Consider the following 23,549-nt stretch of genomic DNA (forward strand, 5'->3'; position numbering starts at 1 on the left):
TAATTTATTTCTGCGTTATAAAGTCATACGTATCTAAAGGTACAGCATTTTCTAATAACATTTCCATTGTAACAACCTTTTCGTCACTACCTTTTAGAATATCATTTCTTGCTGTCTCTACTTTGGGAAATGCTTTTCCAAGATAAATATATTCACTTACTTGCTTTTTTGTTTCTTTCTGAACAAATATATGAATATCTAACCCAGTTTTTTTGTATTTCAAAATTTGTTTTACATCTTTACTCTCTTTTGTACGTTGTTTTTTACTAGACCAAATTAACGAATGACGATTAATAAACTCATCAGCATAATTTAAACTATCTTCATCTTTATGGTAATTCACAAAAATTGGACAAGTATTTTCCTTTATGCTGTAACCAAACATACTTCCACTTTCATTATTTTTCCAATTCAATAACCTACATACATCTTTCCTTGTGTAAATTTCATTATATGTTAATTGTTCATTTAAATTATATCTCTTACTTCTTTCTAATGAAGCATCAATAATATCTTTCACTTGTTCAGAAAAATAAGTGTTTTGAGATAAACAATCAGAAAATTCTTTTGACAATTTATATATATTATTATCTAAATTTAAAATTGGCGTTTTTCCATACTTGGTTCTTTCTTGTTCAGTAAAATATTCCATATTAAAAATACGTTCAATCGTAACTAATGCTGAATCAGAAATGGGGTATTCGTTTTCTTTTATCAATTTAATATAATCTGAAATTTTCATCTTGCCCTTTTTAATTACATTTAATAAAAGTAAAATTTCATGATTTCTTTTTCCATTTAAAAATTCAGTCATTAAAAATGTTAATATCTGACCTTCCCTGATTGATAAAATCGGATGAGGTTCTTTCACATAATCTAAAAATTCAGGATAATTATTGATTTTCTTCAGACTTGTTGTAATCATAGTTGGATCGAAGGAATGATAGGTTAGATAGTCAATTAACTTTGGAATCCTTCCAATTTTATTTTTCAATTTCAAATATTCTTCCTTAAAGTTTTTGCACATTGTCATTTTAGAAGATTCAATTGAATCAAAAATTTTCTTTTTAGCAATTTCATCAAAATTAATAGTTGATACCCCTGAAAGATATTGAGTTCTCATAGTTTTTTTGCGCAAATCATTTTTACTTAACGATTGATCTTCTGTTAGTGCAATAGGGATCAAGTAATTATTATCATAATTTCCTATAAAATCAATAATCGTTACAAATTCTTTATTGGTTGCTTTTCTAAGACCTCTCCCTAATTGTTGAGTAAAGATAATACTTGACTTAGTCTTTCGTAACATTATAACCTGATTAACTGGAGGAATATCAACTCCTTCATTAAAAATATCAACAGTAATGATATAATCTAATGCACCAGAAATAAGTTGGTCAATCACTTTCTCTCTTTCTGTAATATTATGCTCGGAAGTTAGAGCTTTTACTTTAAATCCTTTATCGTTAAATAATTTTTCTAATTCATAAGCTTCATCTTTTCGACCACAAAAAATCAATCCTTTTACTGTATCACCAGAATAACCATAATAATCTATTTGCTCAAATATATATTCAACACGTTCCTCGGGTATTAATCTATCAAATTTTGATTTATCTTCTTTATAATTTCCATTGATTTCTAAATCAGTAATACCAAAATAATGAAACGGACAAAGCATATCCTCTTTCAACGCTTCTTGCAATCGTATTTCATAAGCTAAATTATAATCAAATAACTCATATATATTAAAACCATCTGTTCTTTCTGGTGTTGCTGTCATTCCTAATAAAAATTTTGGTTCAAAGTAATTAATTACTTTTAAATATGATTCAGCTCCAGCTTTATGAACTTCGTCAATCAAAATGTAATCAAATTCTTCTTTAGAAAATAGTTCCAAATTCTTATCTTTTGATAGACTTTGAATCGTAGCAAATACATATTTTTGTTTAGTAATCGAATGTCCTTTCGATAAAATACCATAATCTTTTTCATAATCTCCACCAACAATTTTATGATAGTCACTCATTGCTTTTACCAATATTAGTTCCTGATGTACAACAAATAATATACGCTTGGGCTTAAAATTTTTCACATCAAAAGCTGATAGATAGGTTTTTCCTGTTCCAGTTGCTGATACAACCAAAGCTTTATTTTTAGCTTCATCTCTGATCTTTTGAATAGCTTTTAAAGCTTTTTCTTGCATCTTATTCGGTTCAATATTTATATCATAGTTTAAATTTTCACTTTCATCTTTTAGCAAGTTTAAATCAAGATCAACAATTGCTGTTTCACTTGTATCAATTTTTTTTGTGTTAATTAATGGTTTATATCTTAATATGTAGCTCTCAATCCAACTACTTGTTAAAGTTTTTGATGATGTCCACATATTCTCAAAATTTTTCTTCACATCTTGAATTAATTCGCCATTTGCCAATGAATTTAACTTCAAATTCCACTCACAATTAACTTTTAGTGCCTTAATCGTTAAGTTAGAACTACCTAAAATCATTGTTTCATGCTCTTCGTGAGCAAAATAATAGCCTTTAGCATGAAAACCAGAAATATTAATAATACGAATTTCAACATTTGAAAGCTTTAATAATTCACGAAACATTTTAGGCGAATTAAAATAAAGATAGTCAGAGGTAATTATTCGTCCGCGAATATTCTTCCTTTTTAAATCAGCAAACATCGTCTTTAATGAGGCCAAGCCACTTTCTGTAATGAAAGCCACTGCAAAAAAGAATTCCTGACATGTACTTAGTTCGTCTTTCAATTCATTTAATACAAATTTGCTTTCTACATCATTATTAACAAGTAACCTCGCTTTGTATAGATCATTATTATTTTCTGTTTGCTTTATAAAACTATGCCTAAGAGCTGCTTGAAAGTCCTCTTCAAGTTTAGTCATTTCGATACTCCTTTGACTATTAAATCAACAGTTGGGATATCTGCCGGTGCCCATTCTAAAATAGATAATTCAGAAGTTTTTAACCATTTGATATTTTCATGTTCAGTGAGTTTTGGTTCTCCTTCAATCAATTCACAAAAGAAGGTAGTTAGTTCAACAATTCCAAAATCGTATTCGTAGCTTGTTGTAGTAATTTTATTTTTGATTGAGACTTCACATAGAAGTTCTTCTTTGATTTCACGTTCTAAAGCTTGTTGAGGAGTTTCACCTTGCTCAATTTTTCCTCCTGGGAATTCCCATAGTCCTGCTAGGGATTTATCTTGACCTCTTTGAGCGCAGAGAATTTTTCCATTTTTTTCTATAACTGCTCCTACTACCTTTATATTTTTTTTCATATTATCAACCTTTACCAATTATTTATAGTTCTATTATACATGAAATTTGTAATTAAAATATTCTATCCCACTATTTAAATAAAGCTATAAATGAGATTAATGTACCAATAACTAAAAAAATAATCGTTCTACGTTCCTCATCTTCCTTAACCCGATTGAGAAAGAAACTTACACCCCATTTTAAATAAAGCCATATTGAATATACTATAATGTGTATACCAAAAGGTACAAATATATAAAATAAGAGCGGATAATTTTTGAATGTAGATAAATCAGTTAATAAAGTAGGAGAAATAATTGCATATATTGATAACGCTACTTTAGCTAGCATTTGTTTGATACCGAATCTTTTAGCTATCCTTCCAGATTGATCTATTTTTTTATAATAAGGTATCTCTACCAATATAATTAGTCCGAGTGCTATTAAAAATATTCCGGATTTTCCAACCGTATCTCTAAATAGTTCGATTTTAGCTCGATTTGTTAATAAGATAAATAAATATATTGGAGATACAATAAAAGTTATAGCCGCAATAGGAAAATACTTATATGTACGTTCTAAGTGTTTATTTTTTTTTATTAATTTCAATTCTTCTTGACGCTTCTTCAAAAATCAAGCTCCTTTCATTTTTTTACATTTTTACTTTTTGACGTTAATAGATCTATCCTTTTTATCTTTACAACTATTACTAACATTGATGCTAATTATCTAATTATTTTTCTATCAAATACAATACATATCTTATTTTGTTCAATATATCTATAAGCCTTTATCCTCTTAACTGGTGAAACAACACCTATAAAAAAATTGAACAGTGTAGTGAAAAAAATTGAAGTAAGAAGCAATAACAACGAATACTCCTTAAAATAAATTGGAAGCAACGAGAGTACAACCATAACAAAAAGAAAAATGATCAGTAGAAAATTCTTCCTCATTTGTTTTCTTCCTTTAACAGGATACGCTTTTAGTTCATCTTCGCTAATATTAGTTAAATAATTCAACTTATTTTTATCACTATTAGCAATCTTATTTATTAACAGATTAAAGAAAGTACCTCCTAAACAACCAATAACTAAAATTAGTGCTATTAAAGTAACATGACTTAAAGAAGACTTGAAAAGTACATTTCCAAATACATAATAAGTAGTCACTCCTAAAAATCCTGATAATATCGTCAATCTATAAGAAGTCATCTCAATTTCAACTACTACTAATTTTTTTGTTACTGTATCTAAAAATATACTCTTTTCCCCTACTTCACCATTATATACAGCAACATACCGTTTCCACATTTTAGCTCCTCCCCCTTAACTCGAAAACATTCTCCAAATGCGACAAATATGTCTGTCAATAGCTATTAATCGGTTATCTCTTTTGATATATTTTGTATTTCCCTGTATTTATTGATAGATGATTGGTTAATAGAAATAATAAAAACAACATCATAAAACATAAAGAGATAATCCAATAGCCTTCCGTTATCACAAGCAGAAATCCCGCTATAATCACTAATGATAAAAACATAAAGTACACACCTAATTTTTTTAAAGTATCAACTAAAGAAACCTGCCTCACCTTAATTTGAGTAACAGACAATTCATCATATTTAATTATTTTCAGCATGGATTTCTTTGATTGAAAAGACCAAAATACTCGAATTATCAAAGCTGGAAATAGTGTTATAAGTAACAGCATAAATATGTAACGACTTGATGGAATCATCATAACTGTATTTCCAATTTCAATAAGTTGGCTATTTTCTATACTTGTTGAAGCATAAAAAAGAGTTAATAACTTGGGGAATACTATATTAAAAATTAAAATCATTAGTACGATTAAAATGCTGCTTAACACTTTTCTATTTTTAGTTTCAACTCGATGAGCTAGCAAATCGTCAGCTTGGCTTTTATTTAAGATGTACGCTTTTTGTGGCATTAGCCAATTTAATCCGAAAAAGAAATAACCTAAGAATGAACTATCTTTGTCAATTAGATAGTAGTTTGATTGAGAATGTATTACATTATAGCGATGGTTATTATAAAGAGGTTTTGCAGTGGTAAACTCCAGTTTTATCACATCCAATCGTTCGTTTAGTTATAGTTTTTTATTACTAACATAGAATAAGAGTCAATAACTGAATAGTTATTGACAGCTTACTGCATCTTAAATTTTTTCAATATTATCCAAGAGGTTTACTTACAATCCCTCTCTCAATCAACTTTCCTTCACCATTTAGCCATTCAGTATACAATTGTTCAAACCGTTCTTCTTCCTCATCTGTATAACCATTGAACAAAATAGAATCAACATTTTCTTGATTAAAATAAAGCACTTCATTAGGATTTAAACCGCTTGGATATCTGCAACCGCTATAATCATACAAAACATTTTTGTCATTTTCATTTACAACGGGACCTCTATTTAAAATCATAATTTTTTGACTACCTTCTTTTAAGTAAACAATACTACCGATTGTTAACATGATTTTCACTCCTTTTCACTTGAAACTTGATATTTTAACGCTATTTCTCAGTTTTATAACTGTATTCCATGCTTTCCATAGGTTTTACTATTTTAGTGTTCAAAAATGACATAAACACTAAATAGATGAATATTACTGGTATAACCGTTAAAGATTTAGCCTGAATCAATAAGGACAACAGAAAAACTAAGATTGCCATCAACATAATTGTTCCAGTTATACAACGTTTTTTATAAAAAGTATTATCCTTATTTAAAACAATAAAATGATCTAATTTTAGAGTTTTTTCCTCATTAAAAATCTTTTTCAACTTATTAAGATTAACTATAGATCGTACATATCTAAATATGAAACTACAGAAAAAAGCGATTAGAACAGCTACAAGCATAAGATTCATCGTTATTTCTTCAAAAAATATACTTTCTAATCCTTTCATAAAAGCATAAATTACGCCACCTAGCATAGTCCCGGAAAAGGACCATATTGAAGCGCCTGCTTTGTTTTTAGGAACTTTTTTAAGCGTCATATATTGCTCTTCACTAATTTTTGTAGCATTGTTAGCAACATACCATGTAGACATTGGAATCAACCAAGTTGATTTGTGTGAGTCTAAATCAATTAAATATCTTCCTCCATTGAGAATTACTAGATTGTAGCGACTTATTTTAGAGTTATACACTCTCATCTTGTACACCTCCAAAACGATTACAGAACTTTATCTTTTTTGTAAAAACTACTTCCATAAGGAAACATACAATTTCGATTCATAAATGTAACGATAAAAAAACCAATGATAAAAACAACAATGCTCATATATGAATATACTATCGTGATAACAGTACAAACTAAACCAATCAGGTACAGCATTATTAATCTAATAACACTTTGTTTTATATAATAGTTTTGTACTGTTTTTTTCTCTACACAAATAGATAAACTAAATTCAGATATTAATACTTTTCGTACAAACATTTTTTTATTAATAAATGAAATCATATATCTCACAAAAACCAAAGCTAGTATTGTAAGTAAAAAATAAGAAATACGAGAGACTATTGAGTATGATTCTTCTATTCCTTCAAATACATTTTTTAACGATTCATATAAGATTCTTCCGCCAATGATCCCTATAGCTATAAGTGGAATCATTCCTTTATGTTGTTTTTCATTTTTTATAAGGCTATCGAATGTTTTTTTATTAACTTCAGTTGCTTTTAATGGAAATAACCACACTAGCGTCGGGAAAAACCACGCAAAAAAATTGCCATCAATATCTATTAGATAGTATTTTTTATCTAGTTCAGCTAGCTTATAACGATTACTTATTGATTTATAAACTTTCATGCGCTCACCAACCAAAACTGGAGACTAATTTGTCAAATTTGCCTGAAACAGTTTGTCCTATATCATTCATTTTAGCGCTTAGTTTATTTAGTCCACTATCAAAATTTTCCGCCCAATCATTACTCATATCTTTCAATCCAAAAACATTCGCATCGTACATTCCACTTGCTGCAAAACTGCTTAGCACAGCTACAGAAACAATAGCCCATCCAGCAGGATTAGTTCCTAAAAGTATCATTCCACCCGCTGTTAGCCATGTGGCAGTACCAGCTACAGCAGTATTATGAGCAATTGATTGACCTAGTGTATTACCTCGTGAAGCATCAGTGAGCATTCCAACGGTAAAACCAATAGCTGGAATTCCTACATTTTTTGCAATTTGACCAACAGCATAGGAGCTCGCTCCATTTAAACTTGCATTCATAGAAGCACTATTAATATTTGCTAAACCAAAGGCAGTGAAGGACGAACTTCCATTAGTCAACATTCTGCCTAGAGCATCGAAATTAAGATACTCCCCTGCTGATTCTAAAAGTGCATCTAGCTCTATACCAGATAAATCATCAGCATACTTTCCAAAGGTTTTCTTTAATGATTCTAAGACTTTCTTTGGAAATGTTATATCTTTATCCCTTTTTTGAATATCTGCTAAAATAAGTAAATCTTTTGACGTTACCTTTTCTGGAAAAAGCTTAGCAATTCTATCCACTTCTCTTTTATCATAAGTACTACTAACTTTTTTCGTCCAATCCAACGCTTTCCCTTTAGGAACCGAAAACGTCCCAGTCGCAGGATTAAACCCACTATTCGCCTGCTGTAAGCCTTGCGACAACGTCGAATAAAAACTATTCACTCCATCAAAAATAGCAGGCGATGTTCCATTAAACGTCATTAATTTCTCTAACTTCTTTTCTAAATCACGTTTTGTCGTCTCTAACGATTCAATAATCCGCCGATTGGCTTGTTCCAATGGATTCGTTCCTGTCGGAAGCTTTGGCAAGCCTCGATTAATACTCTCCATATTCAGGATCGATGTATTGATTTGTCGGATTCGTCTTTCTAAGTCATCTGACTTCAAATCAATACTATCGACCTCAGTTGTATATTGATCCACAAATTTTTGACAAGCTTCTGCTGTCATGTCTGCGCCTACTTCGGCACCTTGAACTAAAGGTTGAATCACCGCCGCAAAGAATTCTTTGGCAGAGTCATAGCCTTTACTTGATAGTTCGCCTGCACTCATAAACTGTTGATTGCTTTGCATCAACGACGTATAGCCTTGTGCTAATTGGCTACACGCACTTTTAACACTGGATGCTTGGCTTCTCGCTTGACCGAGGTACATATCAATACTCATGCTGTTCCGACCTTTCTTCTTTTGTTTTTATTTCTTGCCAATGTAAGTCTTCTTGTTGATCCTCTAACGCTCTTGTTTGTTTTTTTAGTTCTTGCTGTTGCTCTTCTAAAAATTCTTGAACGCCTCGGCTTTGCCAGTTGATTTGTTCGGCCATGTCTTGATACAACCTATCTGTCTGGCTTTGAGCAAATTCTTCTTGTAATTCATTGAATAATTGCTTTTGATAGAAAAAATATTCTTCGTAGTGTTCTTCTGTTTGGTTAATGTCACGTTTTAGATCTTCGAGTTTTTCTTGTTCACGATCGAGTTGGATTTTTTGTTGATTGATTTTTTCAAGGTTGGACATACTTTATTCCTCCTTTCAGTTTAAGGAAGCATTTGGTTATACTGCATTTGAGCGATTCGTTGATCAACTGCTTCGAATTCAGCTGCCACTGACCGGATATTATTACTTGCTTGGGTAATGGCTTGGACAAGTGAGGTATTAAAGGTCGTTAGTTGCGTGATTGCTTGTTGCGCATTGCTATTGCCTGCAACGGTCGTTTGGGTATCTTTTGTGATCGTTGTCCCTTGATTTAAAGAACTCACCGATGATGCTATAGAAGTAGCGACAGCTTGTGCTACTGCGGAATTACTGTTTATATCCTTTGGCATCGTTTTTTCCTCCTATAATTAAAAAGTAAACGTCTAACGACTTAGTTTTTTAATAGTATATATACTTAATTGTAATTCGTAAACAACTCAATGTAAATATATAATTTCCGAATGTTCCGTTTGCTTACTTAAAAGGAAATTATAAAATACATTTTTCAACTTAATTATGTGTTCTTTTTTTAGTTTTTAAATTGTATATAAAAAAAAGTAGTTTAGAAATTTTTCATTTCTCAAACTACCTTTTTTGAGAAAGACTGTAAATCAATATGAACCAAGCTGTTTTTCCATCATCTGCGAAACTAAACTCTTAATCGACAGATAATCTCCATGCATATGGTATTAGATTAACTTGCTTGAAATCCGATAGCGAATATGCTATCATTAACTATGGAAAAACCACAATTTGATTATATAAGAAGGAAAGACGGAACAAGTGAATTTGTTGAGTTTATCGAGTCGTTGCCTGAAAAAGATTCAGCTAAGCTTTTGGCTACTATCAAAAAAACAGAAGAACATGGGCTGCTCGTTGCACAAAGAATAGAGTGGATAAAGAAATTAGATTCTAATTTGTATGAACTACGCTCTAAGGTTGGAAATAATATTCAACGGGCTATTTATTTCCAAAGAGTAGGTAATAAATTTCTAATAACTCATGGATTTACTAAAAAAACTCAGAAAACGCCAAAAAGCGAAATAGATCATGCAAACTATTTGAAAAAATTGTATGAGGAAGGAGAATTAGAATGACAGCAATTGATGACTTAATAATAAAAAAAAAAAATGATAGTTTAACATTTTCTAAAGAGTATGAAAAAGAAGCTCAACGCTTAGAGATTGCTATAGCAGTGGCACAGCTGCGCAAAGAGCTAGGCTACACTCAGAGAGAACTTGCTGAAAAAGTTGGCAAACCTCAAAGTACGATCGCTAGAATAGAGAACGGGACTGTCAATGTCAGTTTTAAGGTTCTTTATGAAATTGCAACTAAGGTTGGTAAGGAATTACATGTAGAATTTAAGTAGAGAGCTATATAGTAGCTCTCTTTTTTGTTCAAAATATCATTATTTTTTTAATTATCTTGTGAGGTTTTTTTCAACTTTTTGGATAAGTATAAAATCTAATTTTAGTGTTAAAATTGTATACAAAAAAAGGATGGAATTTCTCCATCCTAAAAACTCTTCATCTCACCAAACGGCAAAAGCTGCATCGCAACTTTCCCAATCACATTCTCTTTTGCAATCAAACCATAATGCCGACTATCGGTCGCATACGGTCGATTATCCCCCAAAACTAAATAGTATCCATCAGGAATCATAACAGCAGAAGTTAACGTTCGATTCGTGAAATTTTCTGTATAATTTTTGCCATTGCGCTGGCTTTCATTGATTTCATCCATAATAAATTTTTCATCTATCGGCTGGTCATTCACGAAAAGTGTATCATCTGTATATGCAATTTTTTCTTCTGGCAGACCAATGACTCGTCTAATTTGCGTGTTCCCATTGCCACTTTTAAACGCAACTAAATCAAACCGTTTGAAGTCAGTTGTTTTTTGAACAAGGACCTGATCTTTTTCTCGTAACGTTGGGATCATACTAAAACCGTGAACCGTTACGATCGTCAGGAAAAAGGAGCTGATGACAAGGATCAACACGACACTCAAACTTATAGCAACGATAAGTTCTTTTAGATCGTTTTTGACGGGTTGTTTTTTGCGTTTGATCTTTTTATTATGGTGTGGTCTTTTTTTGTTTCCTGTCTTTTTTGCTGGTACTTTTTGAGAAGGACGTTTTTTTCTTGTAGTTGACGGTTTCTTTTTTCTTATGCGCTTTGATTCTTTCTCCATCGAAAATCACTCACTCGGATTACTTTTCTTCTTTAAAAGCAGATTCATTCACTTTGTAATAATCAAATGTTTCTTTTTCATAGACTTGCGCTTTCTTGATATCGGCTAAAAAACTATCCACCAATTCTTGGTTGCCGAAAAAGTTTTTGGTTTGCGTACTTGCATTCATTCCTAATTGTTTGATTGAATTATAATAACGATTCAAGGTAATTTGTCCTTCTTCTGAATTGATGTCACTTGCTTTTTTCGTCCCATAGCTTGCCATAGAGGTCGCTAAGTAGCGAATATTTTTTTGTAATTTTTCTTCATCATCACTTTTATCACGAGCTATAATCAGCTGATCTTCAAAGTCTCTCAGTAGGTAGTAGCCTTTCACAACAGAATCTGAATCTCCTGTTGTTAAATTCATCGACTGGTAATAAGAAAGATATGACATACCACCAGCTAATGCTACTGTTACGAATGACAGCATCAAAAATAAGCGTACGCTCTTTTTTTTCTTTTTCATCAACTGCTGTTTTTTTCGTGCGATTTTTCTATTTTTCTTTTTATTTTTAAATTTCTTTTTTGGAAGTTTTTTTAGCAGACTACGACTATGAAAAACCTGCACTATAAAATAGCCTGACCCTAGGAGCGCAACAATTGACAGTGCTATCCCTATGATGAAAACCCAATCTAAAACAGACATACACTTCAGCTCCTATACTTTCCTATTCCTTTTTCTTACCGTTTTTTCCATTAGATATACCTTGTTGTTTCTTCTTTTTACGTTCTTTTTTTAAGGCTAATTCTTTTTCTTGCTGTTTCTTACTGAGTATACGAATAATCACGAAAATAATAATAATCAAGACCAATACACCTGCAACGATCAGAGCGATCAATTTCCAGTCCAGCCCTTTTTCTTGCACTAAGCCAACATCCCGCTCATTAAATTTATTCGCATCTTTATCTGAAATGTTAAAGTCTTTGGTCCATTCCCATTTTTTATCGCCAGAGGTCACGAGAATTTTCGCGACATAATCGCCCGCAACCATGCGCTCACCATTCATACTGACAGGAAAGTCAATAAAGGAATTGGGTGCCATTCTCATTGCAGTTTGTTTGCGTTCATATAAAACAGTTTCTTTACCTTTGGCTGTTATTTGAACTTCAACAGTCATATTATCTAAATACGCTGCCATCACATTAGAGTAATTCACAAAAATAGCATTGCGATAATTGCTTTGACCAGCTTTAACACTGTTTAATTCTAAATCTGGGGAAAGAACCTTTTCTGATTCTTGGAGCACAACACCAATCACATAGGCATATTGATTAACGATTTTTGAGCCACCTTCATTAGAGGAGGTACCATTTTGATCTGCTCTCATCAACTGGATACCACCGGCAATCACACCGTCAAAGCTTGTTTCCGGCATTTGGATAGTCAAATCCAAATTCTTAGTTTCCCCAGGTGCCAGTTCAACTGTCTCTGGTCCAGTAACAATATCTGTAAAATTAAATTGTACGGATGGATCATTTTTAATGGTTGATTCACCGTATTCAATCACACCATTTTGGTTTGTTTTCGCCCCGTTCAGTTTAACATCAATCTTCACTTTTTCAGTACCAGGATTACTTAATGCGATAGAAATCTGTTGATTTTTTCCTGGATTCATCTGTAATTTAAAGTATCCTAAGTCTTTTTTGATTTGATTATCAGGAAAGGTAATGCTGTAAGTAAATCCTGTTGCTCCGGCCACGTCCTTATTTTCGGCCCCATTGGCATGGCTAGTTGATGGACTAAAAAAAAGACCGATTGTCACGATTAAGATTGGCAAAAGCCATTGTTTGATTGTTTTTATGTTTTTTTTCATTACAAACCTCGTACCTTCTCAATTATTTTCTTATCCTATGTAAGCTGATGAAACAAGATAATTTCTTGTTCTCTCAGCTAAAAAGCAAGCTGGTGAAGATCTCACCAGCTTACTAAAGTACTTAAAGATTATTCAGCAGCAGTAATTTTCCAAGTTACAGTAGCAGTATAATCCGCTACAGCCATGTTTGAAGCAGTTGCTGCAGGAATTGTTAATTTTACAGATTCTGCATCAGTTCCTGGTGTTCCGTTTTGTGATGTTGAGCTTTGACCGAATTCGATGACGTGACGGCCTTTTCCTTCTTTTTTGTCTTTGTCAGCGACAACGACTGTTTTTGCATCGTTCGCTGCTTCTGTTAATTGGAAACCAGTTTGAACGTTTGAAGGAACAGCGTTTGTATTATCACCTTGTGCTGCAGCAAGTCCATTGCTGAAGTCAATTGTTGAACCAGATAATACGTTTGCTCCTGATGTGAATTGTTTTGTTAATTGTGCTGTGATTGTATAACCGAAAACGCCTCCGGCACGAACGTCAGCCCATTGTACATAAGCACCACGTTTTGTTGTTCCACCGTTAAATGTCATTGGTTTTGCAAAGCTTGTTACTGCATTTGCAGATGTTTCAATTGACCCAAAGTCTAAATCAGTTGTTTTCTCAACAACTAAAGATCCTTGCTCTGTGTTTGTGTTTTCATCTGGAGATTCTGGATCTGGTGTTGGCAATACTTCACCTGGGTTTTCTGGATCGACTGTTTCAGTTCCGCCACCACCGGCAGTACCTTCTGTAACTTTTACTGTACCTTCTGAAGTTAGTTCAGTTGGCGCTGCGAATGCAGGTGTTGCCGCTCCTAAAACCGTTACTCCTAAAATTGCTACTAATGTTGATGCACAAAGACTTCTTGCTTTCATATTGCTATTCCTCCTAATTGTTTGTGTGTTTTTTTTATTAAGGCAACTTGGCTAATATCCAAGTTATCTCCGTTTGGTATTCTACCGGATGAATCTTCGTTGCTTCCGGTATACTTAGTGTGATTGCTGAATTGCTATACACTGGTTTAGTATAAATACTGTCTATCACTGGTTTTCCTGCTTCATTTACTACAGGTGTCAGTGTTACAGGTTGCTTGCTGGAATTGGTATCCGATGCGCCAAAAGCAATGGTCCAAACGCCTTTACCACTGCCTGCTCTAGCAGTTGCGACTTCGTATGCTGAACCAATTGAATTTAACGCAATCGTTTCTCGCATCACGGTTGGGGCTTCACTAGTACCACTTGAATTTGCCCACCCTTTGTCTAACGAAAGAACCGCGCCTTTTAAATCCTGCTCATTCGTTTCTTGAATGATGGGATTGGTAAACTGATAGTTTTGTTTGACTTGTAACGTCCACCCAGACGATTCTGCTTGTTGATCTGTAATTTGAATGTAGCTACCTCTAGGGCCTGTTTCACCAAAAAATTGCTGCGCAAGCGCATGATAGCTACGTCCATTTTTAGAAATTTTACTTTCACCAAAATCAAGAGCAGAAACATAGTCAATACGAAGGGGGCCTTCGGTTGAAGGACTATCCCCTGGATCAACAACATTCCCTGGATTTTCAGGGTCAACAGGATTTGTTACCACGCTTCCCTTGATACTAACTGAGCCTGATTGATCAAGCGTTTCAGGGGCAGCTTGGGCAATAATGCCTGTCGCGCTGGCTAGAAGCAAACTAGCAATTGCTAACGACCCAATACCGATTTGTTTTAACTTCATTTTTGCTCCCCCTTTCTACGTTTTCGTAAAAAGAGAAGTAGTAACAATAGGACTAAAATACCTATGCCAAAAATGCCGTAGTTTTTTATCAGTTCCCCCATACTAGGAAGAGTTTTCCCAGCGGGTTTCACTGTTGAACTTGGTGTTGTCGTTATGGATGAACTCGGTTCAGTACTGCTGGAAGAATCGGTTGGTTTGGTCGATTCTTCGTAGAACGAAATCTTACCGCCTCGATTAACCTGCCCTCCTGTTCCTTCATTGGCACTTGCACTATTTGAATAACTAAACATGCCTATTAACACAACCAGAGAGCAGACGATTACTTTTATTGTTTTATGTTTCATTTTCCCACTCTCCTTTATGGTTGTCCGGCCATGACTTTCCACGTAATTACGCCGACATAATCTCCTGTATACACTGTATCAGATGAATTGATTTGTAATTTTATTCCGTCAGTATTTGCTGTTTTGCCCCAACTGTCACTAACATCAAAACTACCTGCAGTGCCTTTACTATTGGTGTAAACAACTTGAGCATTTTTATCTAAAACCGTTTCTTTACCGCCTGTAACATAGCGTAAGGCATTCACTAATTCTTGACCGCTGCCGTTTTTCATCGGTGTTGTCAGTGTAGCCGTTAAACGCCACCCATTGGCAGCATCTGCCCGAGTATCTGTAACAACTAATTGCTTGTCAAATTCTGGATTTTCTACTCGTTTGGTTGTTGCATTGTACGTTAATGAACCAAAGTCTAAAGCGTTTGGTACTGAGGTCAAACTCAATACGCCTTGTAATTTGTATTGAACAGTGAGTGCAGTATTATTGATGTTTACCGCTGTTTCATTCGTCGGTCGTTCCGCAATATCATATCCTGCATTCGTCACATTCGTAAGTTGTGTAGTGACACTTTCCTCTTTTGTTAAGTCAATCGTGTCTCCGACTTGAGTATTTAGTTTAACGGTATACCCAGACAACACTTGGTTGGCTTCATTTAAGAATTCAACAGATAGTACGGCATCAACATCCACAACGGTTACTTGGATCGTTGTGGTGATATCTGTAGGTAATCCTGAATCAGCTGCTTTTACAGTTAATGTTACGGTGTAAGCTTTTGGTTGAAGTTGTCCCACATTGTTTAAACCACCAAAGTCCGTGACAGTAACGAATTGAGTCAGGTCTGTTTTAGTTCCATTTGTTAGTTTATAGGCTTCTGGCTTACTATGCTGTAGGATATAATTCTTTAATTCTGTTTCTGATAAATTACGAATATCTACATACGATGCTTCAAAGTCAGAACCTGAAACACCTGAAGCCTGGTCATAGACAACTAATGTTGACTCAACAACTTTGGTATTCGGCGCTGGATTTCCATCAGCATCAACCGCCTTGTCAGATACATTGATCTGTACCGTGTGTGTTCCTGGCGTATTTGCTGCTGTTTCTGCTGTAGTAGGATCCGTATAGGCATAATCAAAACCAGTATTGACTGGACTTGTATCACTAACATCTTTCACCATGTCTTTTGCTGCAGGCAAAGGATCACCTTTCGTCATATAATAAGTCACCGGTGAAGCTGTAGGTGGTGTTTTATCCAAGACTGTTTGTGTCACTTCTTCTGCTTTTAGATTCGCAAATCCGTAGGCATGAATGACACTTCCAGCTGTAAAATAATGCCCTGCTGGTACAGTTACTGACCAATTCCCTGCCGCATCTGATTTCGTTGTAAAATTCGCACGGTATTCAGCTGGAGTAGACGTATCTTCTACAGGTGATTTTATACTATCAGTTGATGGATCAAAGGCTGCCGTGATCGAGTTATTGACTGGTACATCCCAGATACGGATATAGGCATTTGGAATCGCATAGCCAGATACAGTGGTCGAACTGTTATTGCCACGATTATCGGTTGCAATGCTATGAATCGCAATATTTGGATCTGGTACTCGGGTAAAGAGAACTCGTTGTTGTCCTCTCGTTGTAAAATTCGCGTTAAATCTAGTCAACGTTTCATTTGTCATCGCATTAGATGCTGTGATCGTAGGATTAAAGCCACTTCCATAAGCTAATCGCATATTACTCATAGGAATGTACTCATAGGTATACTCATTATCGCCATCAGCTCCGCCAGCCACATTATTCAGTGACCATTGGAAGACGTTTTGAACTGAAACATCTAGGTTTCCTTGAGACCAAATCAAGCCATTATTTGTCGTTGTTCCACTTGTCAATGCTTTGTTTTTTTGCAGATTCACACGTTTTGCATCTGAGAATTTAAAGGTTGATGATGCGCCACCCATTCGTAATAAATATTGCGAGATAGACGTGCTATCGCTTTGAATATCAAACGAAGCATTCGGTTGAACGATAAAGGTTGAGTTATTTGCAACATAGAATAAATCAGTTGTGCTGGCCCCCATGTTTACCCCTTTAACATTTAAGTTCCCTGAAACGTTGATGGAACCACCATTCATATAGATTGGATTATAGTTTATATCGTTGTTTCCCGTTCCAGAATAGGCATCTGTTTGGATATTTACCGTCGCATCTTTTCCAATATTTAACTCAGATGACGCAGATCCTAGATAGACAGCACCACCATATGTCCCGTGATGGTTTAAGATATCAACAGTAGAGCCTTCTCCTACAGATAATACACCGCCTGAAATATTCAAGTTCGTATTATAGTATTCGGCGGCAGTTGTTTGATTGCCACGTTCTAGTTTTAGTTTTACATTTTTACCGATTTTAAAACTGCCTGATGGGATATAAAGTACGTTCGATCCAAGTGAAGAAATATAAACATCTGCATTATCTTCTACAACGGCTGTGGAAATCGCTAAACTTCCTTGTTGGTAATTATTCACATTCCACGTACGAATCGTTGTCCCATCTTTTCTTACAGAAGTCCATGTACGTTGTTGTTCTAAATGGACTTTGTTTTTCAGGGTTAAATTGGTTTGCTGCGACTCTAAAAACTGTGTTCCGTAACCAGTATAATTATCCATGGTCATCTTTCCACCATTGGCACCATTGTTGAAAATCATTGCGCCCCAATAATTACCGTGATAAACTGTCATATTGCTAAACTGGATATCCCAGTCTTTTGAACCATAGTTATTATAAGCCTGGAAAGTAAAACAGAGCGAACCAAAGTCTAGTGTGTAGTTGTTTCCATTTACTTTGACAGTCCGTGCATTTCCTTGTAGTTGGAAATACATGTGGGACTCACCACCAGAAGCAATTCCAATCGATGTCGCTGTGGTCACATTTTGCGAGTAACGTAAATACGGACTGTAAATAAAATAACTAGATGAATAGGTTGGTGCAGTTGTGTAGATATCATTTAACAGTTCCACATTTGTTACCCAAGGATCATTTAGTCCAATCGTGTAACCTAAAAAGTCAGTCACATTTCTCGTATTGGTAGCTGAAGTAAGATCATAAGAAATATTCGCGTTACTTCGAATCGTTCCTGTCAATCCATTCGTAGCACTCTCTGTTGCCGTATACGATGAAATATAAAATGGGCCAGAATAGTTTGAAGAACTCATATTAATGTTTTGAAATTTCAAATCCCAATAACCAAAAATAGTGCCTGAATTTCCTGATACATAACTCGTTTGGTTTAAAAAGCCTATCGCTAAGTTGCCAAAATTAAAGTTATGTCCATTTCCATCAATCGTTAGTGAGCGTGCAGTCGCATTTTTATTGATATATAAATAAACATTTTGCGCACTGGTTAGATCAACTGAACTAACACTAAATAAATCCTTATAGTTATTTAGCGTGCCTGACAATGTAATATCATTTTGTAGCGAAATAGTATTCACTGTGTTATCTGCGATCGCCTCAACAAAACTTTGCCAATCTGTCACTTCTGCTGTTCCAGCTGCTCGATTCATTAATGTTCTTGGTTGAACTAAATCAGCGGCTTGCAGCTTTTGGCTATCATCTGTAGACTCTTTTGGTTCTTTAACTGCTAATTTTAACTCTTGCTGCGTAACGCTACCTGCCTCATCTGTTATCATCAGTGAATAATCGCCACTTTTGTCTGCTAATAACGCTAATTTCAGGGAAGATTGATCACTATTCACTGTAATAGTTAACATCCGTGTTTCCTCATTCCAATTAAAAACAGGAAACTCTGCTTTGGGGTCTTCATTTAACAGCATGGCTCTTTCTTGTGTTTCATCAAAATTTATTCCTTCAGGTAGACGAAGTTGCCATTCTTTTTTCTGACTCATCGAATTAGTTGACTGATCACTCTCGTCAGACTTCTTCAGCTCATTTTCAGCTCTTGTGTCAGAGATCTTTATATGAAATACTTCATTTGCATAAAGTTCATCTTCAACAGCTGTCAATGAAATCGGTGATTTGGCAAAAATCTTACTTGTAGAAGAATACATTTGTGAAAACATAGCTAAAATAAGAATCGAAAGAATGGCTATGCTCATTCCAACTAATTGAAATTTTCTTTTTTTAATCATTTCATTCATTTTCCCTCCTGTCCCTTTAGTTTAAAAGAATGTTCTTAGCTTCTTCACCTCCTTCAAGCATTCACCATACCAATACCCTTTACTCATTGATTTAGCGCTAATTTATACCCGATTGTTCGAACCGTTTTAATAAATTTTGGTGAAGTAGGGTCTTCTTCAATTTTTCCTCTTAAATGGAATATGATATTACTCACTCGATATTCTTTTTTCTCAGCACCGTCATTAGCCCAAATATGTTGATAGATTTCTTCGTAAGTTAAAGCCTTATCGTGCTTACTAAAAAGTAGTTCCAATACTTTAAATTCCAATTTGGTTAGACTGATTTCAACTTTTCCTTCTCTTAGCACACTAAGATTTTCTGGAAGCAATTCTAATAATGGCCCAGTCTTCGATACAGTATCCAAAACAATCGAGTGTTCTTTAGCCTCAATCCGCTTTAAGATATTTGAGAATTGTAACGCAAATTCCTCTTCATAAGCAGAAACACCATCTGCACCTAATTGCAGATAAATTTTCTTTTTTGTTTTTGTTTCTTCATCGTTATCAATCAACAATACCCAGATCAATTTATTTAATCTCATTCTTAATTCTAGAATATTTTGACAAACACGAGATAGTTCAGCTACAGTCGATTCTTCAATAATAAATGCATCTACATTTAATAGTTCAGAACCTACATCCCCTGCTTGTAAAATTGTAACCTCATGACCTAAACTCACGAAGTTTTTGGTATAATCCAATACAGGTTGAGACGAATCTCGAAAAATACCGATAGTATACATCACAGATACCTCCTACTAAATTTATATCCAGAACTAAAAACTTTTCGTAGTATGCATTCAACAGTAAAATACTATTGAAGACGTTTTGATCTGAAATTTGTACTTGTCATACTCATAATAAAAACAAAATAATATTATCCTGAAAGAATTAAGTTCAAGATATTCTGTCGTTTCAACTGATTATTGCTAGTTTTTCAAAATAATTTGACGATTTTTTTGACGGCTAAAAAAAGGCTAGGACCTAACTCATAGAGTTAGGTCCTAGCCTAAAGTGATCTGAATAAATGTAGAACCAGAAATAACGTTTTATTATTTCTCAGAGTCAAACACTTCTGTACCAATTTACCCTTTACATTATAAAGTTATTCTTTCGTCATAATTGAGCTGTCTGTCAATCAACATCATAGCCGAGCGTCTCGTTTCCCATAAAGAATCAGTATAAATATCAAGCGTCATTTTGGTTGAGGCATGTCCTAGGATTTTACTCAATGTCGCAATATCAATTCCTGATTCAACACATCTAGTTGCAAAAGTGTGGCGTAATGCATGAAAGTGAACCTGTCCTATTTTTGATTCTTCTACTATTTTTTTAAAACGATAATTGATAATACGAGGCTCTGTAAAACTATTTTTACAGGAAATAACGTATAAGCTGGTACTGCTTTGTTTCTTTTCCATTAAATATCTTTTTAGATTTTTAGATATTGGAATTGCACGTTCGCCATTAATTGACTTTGGTTTCCCAATAATAATCTCTGTTTTGTGTGGCTCTGTTACTGATGGTATCCTAGAAATTGTTCTTTTCACAAAAATTTTATTATTCTTAAAATCAATATCTTCCCATTTTAATCCACTGATTTCCCCAATTCTCATCCCCGTATACAAGGCAATAACTTCCGCTGAACATTCTTTTTTGTATAAAGCAATTTGTTCTAATTTTTTCTGTTGCCTTTTGTCTAAACTTTTTATTTCCCTTTTTGATAAAGCTGGTAATAATACTCCTTGGCAGGGATTTTTGGAAATCTTGTTATCATTCACAGCTTTTTTTAAAGCACTTCTTAACATACTAATAATGCTGCGTATACTATTTGAAGAAAGTTCTGATCGGTACAACGAATAAATAAATTTATCTATATCCGCTGTTTCAAGCGTAGATAATTGCTTATTTTTAAAAAATGGCGAAAGATGGCGTTGAATTCGTCCTCTATAATTTGAATAAGTTGAAGGCTTGATTCTATTTTTCATTAAAATATTTAACCAATAGTTCAACCATTCATCTACCATCATTTCTTCTGGTGCAGATGTTTCACTACGTATAGAATAGTCTGCATTTTTTTTTGATAATTTTTCTTTTGTTTCATTATATTGTTTTCCATAAACATACCCATAAATAATTCTACCTTCTTTATTCCGTCCTTTTCTATATCTACCTTCCCAGCGACCATCCTTTCGTTTATAGATATTTTCTCCTCTTTTTGACATAATTTTTCCTCCTGAATACTTTAAATTTGACGGTTTTTGACGGCTAAAAAATGAATTATAATATAAACATCTCTTTCTCAAACCCTAATCAATCAATAAAATAATAAATTATTATCATTTTTTTTCGTTTTAAAAGAAAAAATTGAGAATAAAAAGATATTTTTAAGCTAGACTAATTAAAAATAATAGAATATACTTATACAAGTAATCAATTCCACTCTTTTGATTACATATAATAAAGAGAAAAGTATCTTGAACTTAATTCTTTCAGGATATTTTAAAAAAATAATCGAATTAAGATTTTATCATAACTTTTTGTTTTTCCACAAAATATTCACATAATAATAATAAATTTCACTATGTATAAGACAGGTAGTCTTGAAAATTCTTTTTTCAAGACTACCTGTCTTATTAGTATAGATGAAATAATATCAGCTGGATAGCCTATACTACGTTTATCATAGATATCCATTAGTGATCCTGCTGCAATTTTTTGCTGTTGTGTTAACGAGCTGATCTGACTTTGTGTATGGATCGTAGCTTTCATTAAAATCAACTTGGCAGTAAACGAGATTTTTAATTCTTTATTCTTAACCTTTTCAACTTCTTTTATAGTACACTTACTTGTAATTTCAAAAAGATTTATAGATAAATAAAAAGAGCCCTCATTTGAGAAAACTCTTTATTTCTACTATATACTAAATGAATTAAATGTTATTCCACCTCTTCTTCAAACGTGATTTTGTTACCTTCTAATTTCTTCAATAAATCAAACTTTTTTTTGGGAAACATCCTCTTGATATCTTCTTGATAAAACGACCCATCTCTCGGTTCTTCACAATGGGTCACGTTGTATTCATCTTTTTGTTTTTCGAGTATATAAACAACAGGAAAATTTGAACCATAAACATCTTGTCCAGACTCATTAAGCCCAGAAATAGTTTGATTGAGATAAACAGTGACACTATCTTTCTCAATATTCTGCCCATAAAACGCTAAAATCAATTTAATTTTTTTAACTTCTGGGCTAGCTTTTAATGTTTCGGCATTAAAATAAGTTTCTGTTTTCATATAATTAAAAATTGTTTCTCCGTATTTCTTTTGTTCTATTTTACTGATTAAATCATCTTTTTCATCTTTTACTCGAAATGTTAAACCAAACAATACTAAAATAATACATACCGTTAACAGTCCTATTTTCATTTTCATTTCCTTTTTCTCCTTAGTTGCTTAGCATTATCTAGCGTTTCAAAGCATTTACCCTTAATCTTCGATAATCTGCTTCCCAATGATCTTTCTTCCACAAACGAGGGGCCAATTCTTGCTCCATATTCACAAATAGCTGCTCTTTTTGATTTTCCGACAGTTCCCCCAACTCAGAAGCATAAAACTGTTCCATCCATTCTCTAAGACCTGCTTTCTGTCCTTTAAGAGGTGTCGGTCGTTCATATTCTAACATTTCCACAACGTCAAAATGATTCTTTTCTAGCAAAATCCGATAATCCTCAACAGACGTAAAGCAAAACGGCTCCTCAAAAGGTACACCTAATGCATTTAACTCACGCCCAAAAGCTTCTCTAATCATCTGAACATTTCCAACTGCACCAAACTCACAAATCAACTGCCCTTTCATGTTTAGATGTTCACTGATATTTTTCAATAACAACTCTTGATCAGGAATCCAATGAAAAACAGCATTTGAAAAAGCGACATCATACAGTCCAATTTGATCCGAGGGATTTAAAATATCCTCCTGTAAAAAAATCAAATCAGGATAACTTTCTTTTGCTTGATTGATCATATTTACTGACTGATCGATCCCCGTCACCTCATGACCAAGTTCCGCCATTCGATTCGTCAATTCACCCGTCCCACAGCCGATATCCAACACTTTTTTCGGTTCTTTCGGCAATAACTCCAACAAGCCAGCCCCGTATTTAAAAACAAAATCGTGGGTGGTATTATATTTTTTTGCATCCCATTCCATTGATTTCACGCTCCTAACGATGTAATGAAAAGAAGGATGTGGGACAAAAGTAAAAAGCACTTTTGTTTCACACCCTAAATATGAATAAACGGTGGGAGCAGAAGCAACCCCTTCGGAAATAAGCTGAAATTCACAAAAATTTGAAGATCAATTTTCGTGAATTTCTTCTTATTTCTCGGGGTTAAACACTCCTGTCCCAACCTCA

At 33.8% G+C, this 23,549-nt stretch carries 25 protein-coding genes; 2 read left to right on the plus strand and 23 right to left on the minus strand.

Annotation, left to right across the window (positions count from 1 at the left end; genetic code table 11):
- Positions 1-4: 4 nt before the first annotated feature.
- The 11 genes from I586_RS04370 to I586_RS04420 form a co-directional block, all read right to left on the minus strand.
- Complete coding sequence (locus tag I586_RS04370; protein WP_010764379.1) at positions 5-2,914, minus strand: DUF3427 domain-containing protein; 2,910 nt, start codon at positions 2,912-2,914, stop codon at positions 5-7.
- A complete protein-coding gene (locus I586_RS04375) occupies positions 2,911-3,309 on the minus strand; it encodes a (deoxy)nucleoside triphosphate pyrophosphohydrolase (RefSeq protein ID WP_010764378.1) in 399 nt (132 codons plus the stop codon). Before I586_RS04375 ends, I586_RS04370 begins: the two co-directional genes overlap by 4 nt.
- A gap of 70 nt (positions 3,310-3,379) precedes the next feature.
- On the minus strand, positions 3,380-3,919 hold the full coding sequence (locus I586_RS04380) for a hypothetical protein (protein WP_010764377.1): 540 nt from the start codon (positions 3,917-3,919) through the stop codon (positions 3,380-3,382).
- 95 nt (positions 3,920-4,014) lie between these two features.
- Entirely contained in the window at positions 4,015-4,602 is a 588-nt protein-coding gene (locus I586_RS04385; protein WP_010764376.1) for a hypothetical protein, read from the minus strand.
- 73 nt (positions 4,603-4,675) lie between these two features.
- Complete coding sequence (locus I586_RS04390; protein WP_034701501.1) at positions 4,676-5,386, minus strand: DUF443 family protein; 711 nt, start codon at positions 5,384-5,386, stop codon at positions 4,676-4,678.
- Positions 5,387-5,489: 103 nt separating this feature from the next.
- Positions 5,490-5,792 carry a DUF4176 domain-containing protein gene (locus tag I586_RS04395; protein WP_010764374.1) on the minus strand — a complete coding sequence of 101 codons (303 nt, stop codon included), beginning with the start codon at positions 5,790-5,792 and terminating at the stop codon, positions 5,490-5,492.
- 40 nt (positions 5,793-5,832) lie between these two features.
- Positions 5,833-6,477, minus strand: a complete 645-nt coding sequence (locus I586_RS04400; protein ID WP_010764373.1) for a DUF443 family protein — start codon at positions 6,475-6,477, stop codon at positions 5,833-5,835.
- 20 nt (positions 6,478-6,497) lie between these two features.
- Positions 6,498-7,136, minus strand: a complete 639-nt coding sequence (locus tag I586_RS04405; RefSeq protein WP_010764372.1) for a DUF443 family protein — start codon at positions 7,134-7,136, stop codon at positions 6,498-6,500.
- Between the two features lie 4 nt (positions 7,137-7,140).
- Complete coding sequence (locus tag I586_RS04410; RefSeq protein ID WP_010764371.1) at positions 7,141-8,493, minus strand: LXG domain-containing protein; 1,353 nt, start codon at positions 8,491-8,493, stop codon at positions 7,141-7,143.
- Positions 8,483-8,839, minus strand: a complete 357-nt coding sequence (locus tag I586_RS04415) for a DUF3958 family protein (protein ID WP_010764370.1) — start codon at positions 8,837-8,839, stop codon at positions 8,483-8,485. The genes I586_RS04410 and I586_RS04415 overlap by 11 nt, the downstream gene beginning before the upstream one ends.
- Before the next feature lie 20 nt (positions 8,840-8,859).
- Positions 8,860-9,147, minus strand: a complete 288-nt coding sequence (locus I586_RS04420) for a TIGR04197 family type VII secretion effector (protein WP_010764369.1) — start codon at positions 9,145-9,147, stop codon at positions 8,860-8,862.
- A gap of 387 nt (positions 9,148-9,534) precedes the next feature.
- Here I586_RS04420 and I586_RS04425 point away from each other — a divergent pair, with 387 nt between their 5' ends.
- Positions 9,535-9,894, plus strand: coding sequence for a type II toxin-antitoxin system RelE/ParE family toxin (locus I586_RS04425; RefSeq protein WP_034701777.1), 360 nt, complete (start codon positions 9,535-9,537; stop codon positions 9,892-9,894).
- Positions 9,891-10,166: a helix-turn-helix domain-containing protein gene (locus I586_RS04430; RefSeq protein ID WP_010764367.1), complete on the plus strand. Its 276-nt coding sequence runs from the start codon at positions 9,891-9,893 to the stop codon at positions 10,164-10,166. The genes I586_RS04425 and I586_RS04430 overlap by 4 nt, the downstream gene beginning before the upstream one ends.
- Before the next feature lie 146 nt (positions 10,167-10,312).
- Here I586_RS04430 and lepB read toward each other — a convergent pair whose 3' ends face one another.
- From lepB to I586_RS04490, 12 genes are all read right to left on the minus strand, one after another.
- Entirely contained in the window at positions 10,313-10,990 is a 678-nt protein-coding gene (gene lepB / locus I586_RS04435; protein WP_010764366.1) for a signal peptidase I, read from the minus strand.
- 19 nt (positions 10,991-11,009) lie between these two features.
- On the minus strand, positions 11,010-11,678 hold the full coding sequence (locus I586_RS04440) for a hypothetical protein (RefSeq protein ID WP_010764365.1): 669 nt from the start codon (positions 11,676-11,678) through the stop codon (positions 11,010-11,012).
- Between the two features lie 22 nt (positions 11,679-11,700).
- Positions 11,701-12,846: a WxLIP family cell surface protein gene (locus I586_RS04445; RefSeq protein WP_010764364.1), complete on the minus strand. Its 1,146-nt coding sequence runs from the start codon at positions 12,844-12,846 to the stop codon at positions 11,701-11,703.
- 128 nt (positions 12,847-12,974) lie between these two features.
- A complete protein-coding gene (locus tag I586_RS04450) occupies positions 12,975-13,754 on the minus strand; it encodes a WxL domain-containing protein (RefSeq protein WP_010764363.1) in 780 nt (259 codons plus the stop codon).
- Between the two features lie 37 nt (positions 13,755-13,791).
- The gene (locus I586_RS04455) at positions 13,792-14,598 is read right to left on the minus strand and encodes a WxL domain-containing protein (protein ID WP_010764362.1); all 807 of its coding nucleotides are present in this window, start codon (positions 14,596-14,598) and stop codon (positions 13,792-13,794) included.
- Positions 14,595-14,942, minus strand: a complete 348-nt coding sequence (locus I586_RS04460) for an EF2685/EF0750 family sortase-dependent surface protein (protein WP_010764361.1) — start codon at positions 14,940-14,942, stop codon at positions 14,595-14,597. The genes I586_RS04455 and I586_RS04460 overlap by 4 nt, the downstream gene beginning before the upstream one ends.
- Positions 14,943-14,956: 14 nt before the next feature.
- Positions 14,957-19,093 carry a pectate lyase-like adhesive domain-containing protein gene (locus tag I586_RS04465; RefSeq protein WP_010764360.1) on the minus strand — a complete coding sequence of 1,379 codons (4,137 nt, stop codon included), beginning with the start codon at positions 19,091-19,093 and terminating at the stop codon, positions 14,957-14,959.
- A gap of 83 nt (positions 19,094-19,176) precedes the next feature.
- A complete protein-coding gene (locus tag I586_RS04470; RefSeq protein ID WP_010764359.1) occupies positions 19,177-19,875 on the minus strand; it encodes a winged helix-turn-helix domain-containing protein in 699 nt (232 codons plus the stop codon).
- Between the two features lie 354 nt (positions 19,876-20,229).
- Entirely contained in the window at positions 20,230-21,357 is a 1,128-nt protein-coding gene (locus I586_RS04475) for a site-specific integrase (RefSeq protein WP_010764358.1), read from the minus strand.
- A gap of 334 nt (positions 21,358-21,691) precedes the next feature.
- Positions 21,692-21,904, minus strand: a complete 213-nt coding sequence (locus I586_RS04480) for a hypothetical protein (RefSeq protein WP_034701508.1) — start codon at positions 21,902-21,904, stop codon at positions 21,692-21,694.
- 167 nt (positions 21,905-22,071) lie between these two features.
- Positions 22,072-22,566 carry a hypothetical protein gene (locus I586_RS04485; protein ID WP_010764357.1) on the minus strand — a complete coding sequence of 165 codons (495 nt, stop codon included), beginning with the start codon at positions 22,564-22,566 and terminating at the stop codon, positions 22,072-22,074.
- A gap of 31 nt (positions 22,567-22,597) precedes the next feature.
- Positions 22,598-23,344, minus strand: a complete 747-nt coding sequence (locus I586_RS04490) for a class I SAM-dependent methyltransferase (RefSeq protein ID WP_010764356.1) — start codon at positions 23,342-23,344, stop codon at positions 22,598-22,600.
- Positions 23,345-23,549 lie beyond the last annotated feature (205 nt).

It is taken from the genome of Enterococcus moraviensis ATCC BAA-383 (assembly GCF_000407445.1).
Lineage (GTDB): Bacteria > Bacillota > Bacilli > Lactobacillales > Enterococcaceae > Enterococcus_L > Enterococcus_L moraviensis.